Source organism: Taylorella equigenitalis ATCC 35865 (genome assembly GCF_000276685.1).
GTDB lineage: Bacteria > Pseudomonadota > Gammaproteobacteria > Burkholderiales > Burkholderiaceae_B > Taylorella > Taylorella equigenitalis.
Window position 1 is genome coordinate 1,724,255 of sequence record NC_018108.1, and the last position, 7,869, is coordinate 1,732,123.

General features: G+C 32.8%; 9 protein-coding genes. 1 reads left to right on the forward strand and 8 read right to left on the reverse strand.

Translation table 11 applies throughout. The annotated features are described in order from the left end of the window. Positions 1 to 28 precede the first annotated feature (28 nt). Genes KUI_RS07975 through mnmG form a run of 4 tightly spaced genes read right to left on the reverse strand, consistent with a single transcriptional unit; the run spans position 29 to position 4,312 of the window. A complete protein-coding gene (locus KUI_RS07975; protein ID WP_013521792.1) occupies positions 29 to 964 on the reverse strand; it encodes a ParB/RepB/Spo0J family partition protein in 936 nt (311 codons plus the stop codon). 2 nt (positions 965 to 966) lie between these two features. Then, positions 967 to 1,734 carry a ParA family protein gene (locus tag KUI_RS07980; RefSeq protein WP_013521793.1) on the reverse strand — a complete coding sequence of 256 codons (768 nt, stop codon included), beginning with the start codon at positions 1,732 to 1,734 and terminating at the stop codon, positions 967 to 969. A 3-nt stretch (positions 1,735 to 1,737) separates the two neighbouring features. Next, positions 1,738 to 2,424 (reverse strand): 16S rRNA (guanine(527)-N(7))-methyltransferase RsmG, encoded by a 687-nt coding sequence (rsmG, locus tag KUI_RS07985; protein ID WP_225972157.1) that lies wholly within the window; start codon positions 2,422 to 2,424, stop codon positions 1,738 to 1,740. Next, the gene (gene mnmG / locus KUI_RS07990; protein WP_013521795.1) at positions 2,417 to 4,312 is read right to left on the reverse strand and encodes a tRNA uridine-5-carboxymethylaminomethyl(34) synthesis enzyme MnmG; all 1,896 of its coding nucleotides are present in this window, start codon (positions 4,310 to 4,312) and stop codon (positions 2,417 to 2,419) included. Before mnmG ends, rsmG begins: the two co-directional genes overlap by 8 nt. Before the next feature lie 393 nt (positions 4,313 to 4,705). On the opposite strand from mnmG, the gene KUI_RS07995 reads away from it, so the two are divergent. After that, a complete protein-coding gene (locus KUI_RS07995; RefSeq protein ID WP_013521796.1) occupies positions 4,706 to 5,143 on the forward strand; it encodes an HIT family protein in 438 nt (145 codons plus the stop codon). 25 nt (positions 5,144 to 5,168) lie between these two features. Here the strand turns inward: KUI_RS07995 and yidC are convergent, their stop codons facing one another. The 4 genes from yidC to rpmH are packed head-to-tail and all read right to left on the reverse strand — an operon-like array spanning position 5,169 to position 7,635. Continuing rightward, complete coding sequence (gene yidC / locus KUI_RS08000) at positions 5,169 to 6,818, reverse strand: membrane protein insertase YidC (RefSeq protein ID WP_013521797.1); 1,650 nt, start codon at positions 6,816 to 6,818, stop codon at positions 5,169 to 5,171. A 51-nt stretch (positions 6,819 to 6,869) separates the two neighbouring features. Continuing rightward, positions 6,870 to 7,109: a membrane protein insertion efficiency factor YidD gene (yidD, locus tag KUI_RS08005; protein WP_014840674.1), complete on the reverse strand. Its 240-nt coding sequence runs from the start codon at positions 7,107 to 7,109 to the stop codon at positions 6,870 to 6,872. Continuing rightward, a complete protein-coding gene (gene rnpA / locus KUI_RS08010; protein ID WP_013521799.1) occupies positions 7,102 to 7,473 on the reverse strand; it encodes a ribonuclease P protein component in 372 nt (123 codons plus the stop codon). The genes yidD and rnpA overlap by 8 nt, the downstream gene beginning before the upstream one ends. 27 nt (positions 7,474 to 7,500) lie before the next feature. Next, positions 7,501 to 7,635, reverse strand: a complete 135-nt coding sequence (rpmH, locus tag KUI_RS08015; RefSeq protein ID WP_013521800.1) for a 50S ribosomal protein L34 — start codon at positions 7,633 to 7,635, stop codon at positions 7,501 to 7,503. Between the last annotated feature and the right edge of the window lie 234 nt (positions 7,636 to 7,869).

A 7,869-nucleotide genomic window follows, 5' to 3' on the forward strand; every position in this document is an offset into this window, starting at 1 on the left:
GTAATTTCATGTCAATAAGACTGTAGCACTAATCCAATATTTCCATCACTCCTTGCTTTTCTAATATCTCATTTAACTGGTCCCAGCTATGAAAGTTGATAACTAGTTGTCCTTTTTCTTTTGTATTCATTTTGATTGATATAGTAGTATTGAAATGGTCAGATAATTTATTTTCCAACCGAACAATATCTGTAGACTTTTTGTTTTTATTAGATTTAGTACTAGCCCTAGAACCCTCTAAATATCGTGATACTAGTTTCTCAGTATCCCTAACGGACATGCCCTTAGATTCAACCTGATTCGCAACTAAAATTTGCTGTGCACTATCTAATGAAAGGAGTGCCCTAGCGTGACCCATATCAATTTTGCCATCATCAAGTTGTTTTTGAACAATCGGTGCTAAATTTAAAAGTCTAAGCAAATTTGTTGTAAAGGACCTGGACCTTCCAACAGCTTTTGCGGCTTGCTCATGTGTAAATTTAAAATCATCTATAAGCTTTCTAATACCCTTTGCTTCTTCGAGTGGCTTGAGATCCTCCCTTTGCATATTTTCAATTAAAGCCATAATTGATGCTTGTTCATCATTTACATCCTTAATTAAGGCTGGTATTTCAGTCAAACCAGCCATTGATGCGGCTCTAAATCTTCTTTCTCCAGCAATAATCTCATACTTATCTTTAGCTAGTGGTCTAACTAAAATTGGAATCATAACGCCCTGATCTTTGATAGAATTTGCCAACTCCTCAAGGTTTTCCTCATCCATAATTTTTCTGGGTTGATATTTGCCAGCTTGAAGTTTTTTCAAAGAAATATTAATTACATTTGCAGGATCAGGATTTTTAATAACTTCCAATACATCGGAATCGTGTCCTAGAAGATTCGATAAACCCAAACCACCCAATCCCCTTTTTGGAGTTTTATTTGATTTGGTGATGGTATTTTTTTTATTAGAACGTGTTGCCATTGTTATGCTCCAAATTTTTTCAGAAATTCTTTGGCAAAATCTCTGTACGCTAATGCTCCTCTCGATGATTTATCGAATAAAACGCCTGGTACGCCAAAACTTGGGGCCTCAGCTAACCTCACATTTCGGGGAATTATTGTTTTGAACACGTTATCTTTAAAGTGTTCTATCAACTGTTCAGAAACTTGTTGTTGCAAAGTGATTCTTGTATCGTACATTACCCTAAGAAGTGATATGCTTTTTAAATTAGAATTCATGTTTCTATTAACTAATTTTATTGTGTGAGATAAGTCACTCAAACCTTCCAAAGCAAAATACTCACACTGCATAGGTATAAGAACCCCATCTGCAGAATTTAGACCATTAAGAGTTAGTATAGATAATGTTGGGGGGCAATCGATAAGTATAAAATCATATAGATTTGAAACGGAGGCTAGAGTTTGAGCGAGTTGCTTCTCCCTATCCTCTACGTCGACTAAATCCATATCAGCACCAGCCAATTCTCGATTTCCTGGTAGCAAATCATAACCACCTGCTTCCGACTTGGTTATGGCATCTTTTATATCAACTCTTCCTATTAGAACTTCATAAACAGTATTTTCAAGGGACAATTTATCAACACCACTTCCCATCGTAGCATTACCTTGCGGATCCAAATCCACTAATAACACTTTCTTTTTGAGTAATGTTAAACTAGCAGCCAAATTTATAGCTGTTGTTGTTTTCCCAACCCCACCCTTTTGGTTGGCAATGCAGAACACTTTAGCCACAATTCATCCTTTTTTAAAAATAAGTAAACATCTTTCAGCATCCAAACCTGGAACTTTTAATTCATGGTCAACTATAAGCTTCCATTCTGGATGTTTTTTATTTAGTGTGTTTAATTCGTCTATTGGTTGTTTACCTTTCATAGCCACAACTATTGAATTTCCATTACATAGAGGATCTACTAAACCTATATAGTCATCCAATGATGCAAAAGCTCTACTAATAAAAATATCTATATCCTCAGGTATATTAAAATTTTCTATCCTCGTATGAATTGATTTAAGATTTGAAAGTTTTAAAGTGGAAGCTACTGCTTTTACAAAAGCCGTCTTCTTTTCAACTGCATCAACACTATAAATAGAAAAATTTTTCATAACTATAGCTAAAACTATAGCTGGTAATCCACCCCCTGAACCCACATCAACAACGGTTTTTGTTTGTGTGTTACCCTCTTTATTGTTTAAAAAATCCCTTAGAGGATTAATAATTGATAAACAGTCTAGAATATGTAGTTTAAGGGCATCTAACTCATTCTTAATTGAAGTTAAATTGTAGGTTTTATTCCATTTAAGTAAAAGATTGATATATTCAATTAATTGTCCTTTTTCTATATCGGACAGTTTCAAGGATAAGTCTTTAAGCCCATCTTCAAGCAAGGCTAATAAATTCTCTTGCATGATAATTTTATCCACCCATTCTCTTAATATGAATAAGAAGTAATGAAATAGCTGCAGGAGTAACACCTGAAATTCTGCTCGCTTGCCCAATAGTTTCAGGCATGTGCTCTTTTAATTTTTGCCTAACTTCAAACGATAGATGCACTAAGTCATCATAATTTATTCCCTTTGGAATTCTTAAATTTTCATAATTTAATGTTCTATCGACTTCTTCCTTTTGCCTTGAAATATAACCTTGATACTTAGTTTGAATTTCTATCTGTTCAATTTCTTTATCAGTTAAATTTGTAGAAGATTTAGCTGAAATATCTCCAGACAAGTTTAAATTCATTAACATTTCATATGATATATTAGGTCTTTTTAGAAGATCCTCCAATGTATAATCCTTTTCAAAAGGCTTACCAAATTTAGATATAACTTCATCGTTACTGATTAATTTTGAAGTTAGTCTAAAATCTCTTAGTCTTTGAATTTCTCTTTCAATATTCTCTCTTTTTTTATCAAAAGTTTCCCATCTTTGATCATCCACGAGCCCTAATTTACGCCCAATTTCAGTCAATCTATAGTCTGCATTATCTTCTCTTAAGCTAAGTCTATATTCTGCTCTTGAAGTAAACATTCTATATGGTTCAGAAACACCTTTAGTAATTAAATCGTCAATCAATACACCTAAATATGCTTGATCCCTTCTTGGGTACCAGGGTTCCTCACCCCTAGTATATCTAGCTGCGTTCAAACCTGCTATTAAACCCTGAGCCGCAGCTTCTTCATATCCAGTAGTACCATTAATTTGACCAGCAAAAAATAAACCTTTAATGCTTTTAGTTTCTAAACTACCTTTAATTTCTCTAGGGTCAAAATAATCATACTCAATAGCATATCCGGGACGTAATATGTAAGCATTTTCTAATCCATTTATAGATTGTATAAATCTTAATTGAATATCAAATGGCAAACTTGTAGACATACCATTGGGATAAATTTCATTTGTTAACAATCCTTCAGGTTCCAAAAATATCTGATGAGAATCTCTATGAGAAAATCTATGTATTTTGTCTTCAATTGAAGGACAATATCTTGGTCCTACACCATCAATAACACCAGTATAAAGAGGAGATCTATCCAATCCTTCCATAATAATTTCATGGGTATTTGGATTTGTATGTGTAATCCAACAAGATATCTGTTTTGGATGCATTTCCTCTGATCCCATAAATGAAAATACAGGTATAGGATTAGTATCCCCTTTTTGTTCTATTAATTTAGAAAAATCTATACTTCTTGAATCTAATCTTGGAGGTGTACCAGTTTTTAATCTCCCCTGAGGTAATTTAAGCTCTTTTAGTCTATCTGCAAGAGATTTAGATGGAGGATCACCCGCACGACCACCTTTATAATGAGTTAAACCTATATGAATTAAACCATTAAGAAATGTTCCTGCAGTTAAAACTACAGATTTTGATTTAAATTTATAACCTATTTGAGTTATAGCTCCAACTACTGTGTCTCCTTCTAGAATTAAATCTTCAACAGCTTGTTGAAATACAAATAGATTTTGTTGATTTTCTATCTTACTTCTTATAGCTTGTTTATATAAAAGTCTATCAGCTTGAATTCGTGTAGCTCTAACAGCTGGACCTTTAGAAGAATTTAGAATTCGAAATTGAATTCCTGCCTCATCAGCAGCCAAAGCCATAGCTCCACCTAAGGCATCAAGTTCTTTTACTAAATGTCCTTTTCCTATACCACCTATTGATGGATTACATGACATCTGACCTATAGTCTCAATATTATGAGTTAACAATAAGGTTTTGGCACCAGTGCGTGCAGAAGCTAAAGCAGCCTCCGTACCAGCATGTCCACCACCTACTACAATTACATCAAATTCTTGGGGATAATACATACTCGATGTTCCACGTGGAACACTTTATAAATTAGGAAGAATTAATTATAAAAGTTTTTGTTTAATGTTTCACGTGGAACATTTTGGATAAGTCTGTGGATAAGTTACTTATATTTTTTGGATAAATCTTAGTTATTCGTTTTAGATTTATATTTAGAATGTTCATAACAATAATTAGATATATATATTTATCTATATCTAATATGTATATTGAATAATGTGGATAACTTCATAAAACTTATTATTTTCATACTCTTATAGGAATTCAAATTGTTCAAATTATCTTTTATTCTTTTTTAGTATCTTTTGATAAGAACTTTAATTTAATGTAATTAAAAATTATTTTTCAATTGTTCTAAAATGGTTATCAACAAACTTATGAAAGGGATTTAAATGAAAGAGAATTTCGGACGTGATTATGATGATCAAAATATATTTTCTAAAATTATTAAAGGTGAAATACCTTCATACAAAGTTTATGAAGACGAACATACATTAGTAATTATGGATATTATGCCTCAATCTAAGGGGCATTTACTAATTATTACTAAAGAAAATTCAGCTACTTTTTTTGATTTAAGTATTGAAGCAGCTCAAGCATGTATTAAGACCGCAAAACTTATTGCTCCTTATTTAATGCAATTGACTAAAGCTGATGGTTTAATTATTAAACAATTTAATCATGAAGTAGCAGGTCAAACTGTGTTTCAAGTTCATTTTCATTTAATTCCTGTCTATGCAGATAAAGAAATGCAAGCACACGCCCGACATAATGTTGACATGGAAGAGCTGAAGCAATTTGCCGAAGAATTAAAAAATATGATTCATTAAAAAAGGTCCCATAAGGGACCTTTTATTATTTGTGAGTTAAGATTTTCTCATTTGATGTTTGAGTAAATCTCTTGGTGTTATACCATTGTTGAAGTATAGATAACAAACTATTCACTGTCCAATACAGTACTAAACCTGCAGGGAAGAAGAACATCATCGCACCAAATACTAGAGGCATAATCATCATAATTTTTGCTTGTGTAGGATCTGGTGGAGTAGGATTCATCCTCATTTGTAAGAACATAGTTAATATCATCAATGTGGGCAATATATAGTACGGATCCTGAGCTGATAGGTCAGTAATCCATCCAATCCAAGATGCACCTCTAAGTTCTACGCTTGAAAGTATTACTCTATAAAGAGTAAGGAAAATAGGAATTTGTAGCAGAATAGGTAAGCAACCGCCTAAAGGATTGATTTTCTCTGTTTTATATAACTGCATCATAGCAGCGTTAAGTTTTTGCTTATCATCTCCGTATTGTTCTTTAAGAAGCTTCATGCGTGGAGAAATATTTTTCATCCTAGCCATAGATTTATAGCTAGTAGCAGAAAGAGGATAGAGCAATAATTTAATAATAACTGTTAATACAACAATGGTCCAACCCCAATTGCCTATCAAGGTATTAATCCAAGACATAAGTGCAAACATAGGCTTAGCTATGAAAGTAAGCCAACCATAGTTAACTACAGTATTTAGATTTGGATGTAATTTAACTAGAGCTTTTTGGTCTTGAGGACCCACCCATAAATGAGAAGAAACGGTTACTGTTTGTTGTGGGGCAATAGCACCCAAAACCTGACTAGCACTTGCCGCATACAAATTTTGACCAGCTTTTCTAAATTCTATATGGTGTTCTTTGCCTTTTTCAAGCACCCAAGCTGTAACAAAATAATGTTGTATAAAACTAATCCAACCATCACTCGTTTTTGAAACATATTCAGCGGATCTATCATCTATATCTTTAAATGGAACTTTTTCGAATTTTTCTTTTTCGCTATAGACGGCATAACCCCAATACGAATTAGTCATAGAAGTAGAGTCTTTAGGTTTGGCTCCATCGCGAGTGATTTGAACATAATGTATAGGAGAAATAGCTTCTGAACTTAAATTTGATATTTCATCTTTAAAAGTAATATCGTAGGAGCCTTTGTTTAGAGTGTATGTTCTTCTTACTTTTATTCCATCGGATTCTGCCTCAAAAATAATGTCTTTTTTGTCTCCAGATAAGTTTTCATCTGTAGAAACATATTTAAATTGAGTAGTTTGTATAGGGAATTGTTTGTTTGGAGTTTGAGAAAGCACACCACTTTGAACCGTAAAAATATCCTTTTTGAAATCCAATAAAGTGGTAGGCAATGCTTTATCCTCTGCACTGTGATGTTTTAGAAGATCAGCTTTAATTAATTGAGCTCCAACAGTATCAAAAGTTAAATTCAATACATCAGACTTTACAGTTATTTTTTCAGAATCCTCTGACACTACAGAATTAGTTTTTATAGGTGCTGTAGCAGGTGAATTGGTATCAGCACTTGGAACACTAGGTGTAGCAGGGGATTGATTTTGTTCAGTAACAGTATTTAGAGGAGCGGGATTGTTATAAGATTTCCAATTTGACCAAAGGGTAAACAGTGAAAAAACAAATATCATCCATAAAAGGGTGCGTTTAAATTCCATAATGTCTATTTTTTTAAAAATTCATTAAGTTTAACTGACTCATATAAAAATTTACAGTTTGTCTTTAGAGGGGACTGGGTCAATTCCACCATCAAAAAGAGGATTGCATCGACAAATTCTCTTTAATCCCAAATAGGTACCCTTTAAGGCACCATGTTCCTCTAACGCAGTTTGCATATAGGTAGAGCATGTAGGAGTAAATCTACAACTGTTTCCCATCCAAGGACTCAGTAAAAACTTATATATCGTTATTAGTTTGGTTAAAACATAAACAATAACTTTATTAATCATCTTTAATAACCTTAGATAAAAGAAAAGTCGTTTCAGCTCTCACATTAGATTTGAGTTTTCTTAATGAGGATGGTGGCAATACCCCGTGTACCCTTACAATTAAATCTAAATGTTGCAAATTAGATTTATTTAAACGAAACTCCTCTCGTATAACTCTTTTTACAGCATTTCTCTGCACAGCTTTTTTGAAAAATTTTTTTGCTACAACTAGACCTAATCTAGGATATCCTAAGTTATTTTGGGCATAATGCAGTGTAAGAAAAACCCCTCTTTTAATCATCCTTTTTTTAAAGACCTGATCAAATTCAGAGGGGTTTAATAATCTAACATCCTTAGAAAAACTAAATTCTGCGTTAGATAACATGCTAATCGTAAAATTAGCCTAAAGAACTTATACAGCTAGTCTTTTGCGGCCCTTAGCACGACGAGCATTAATAACTGCACGACCACCACGAGTCTTCATACGCACTAAAAAGCCGTGAGTACGCTTACGACGAGTAACTGAAGGTTGAAATGTACGTTTCATGATAAAACCCCAAAAAAATCAATAACTTCCAAGTCCATGCAGGTACTTGATTAAATTTTAAGCTATAGATATAAATTTTAAAGAAAACGTATATTTTCTAAAAAAAATCAAATAAAGTCAATAATTTAGGCTCAATTCTCTGTGGTAAAAATAAAATTTGTAGTTTATATAACAAATTTGTGGATAACTTTAAAGTAATTCAAGATTCCCAAGAGTTTTGTTAAAATTTTCTTT

Bases quoted from the DNA above. Each gene is read 5' to 3' on its own strand.
- KUI_RS07975 (WP_013521792.1), bottom strand. From the start codon at position 964: ATGGCAACACGTTCTAATAAAAAAAATACCATCACCAAATCAAATAAA.
- mnmG (WP_013521795.1), bottom strand. From the start codon at position 4,312: ATGTATTATCCCCAAGAATTTGATGTAATTGTAGTAGGTGGTGGACAT.
- KUI_RS07995 (WP_013521796.1), top strand. From the start codon at position 4,706: ATGAAAGAGAATTTCGGACGTGATTATGATGATCAAAATATATTTTCT.
- yidC (WP_013521797.1), bottom strand. From the start codon at position 6,818: ATGGAATTTAAACGCACCCTTTTATGGATGATATTTGTTTTTTCACTG.
- yidD (WP_014840674.1), bottom strand. From the start codon at position 7,109: ATGATTAATAAAGTTATTGTTTATGTTTTAACCAAACTAATAACGATA.
- rnpA (WP_013521799.1), bottom strand. From the start codon at position 7,473: ATGTTATCTAACGCAGAATTTAGTTTTTCTAAGGATGTTAGATTATTA.
- rpmH (WP_013521800.1), bottom strand. From the start codon at position 7,635: ATGAAACGTACATTTCAACCTTCAGTTACTCGTCGTAAGCGTACTCAC.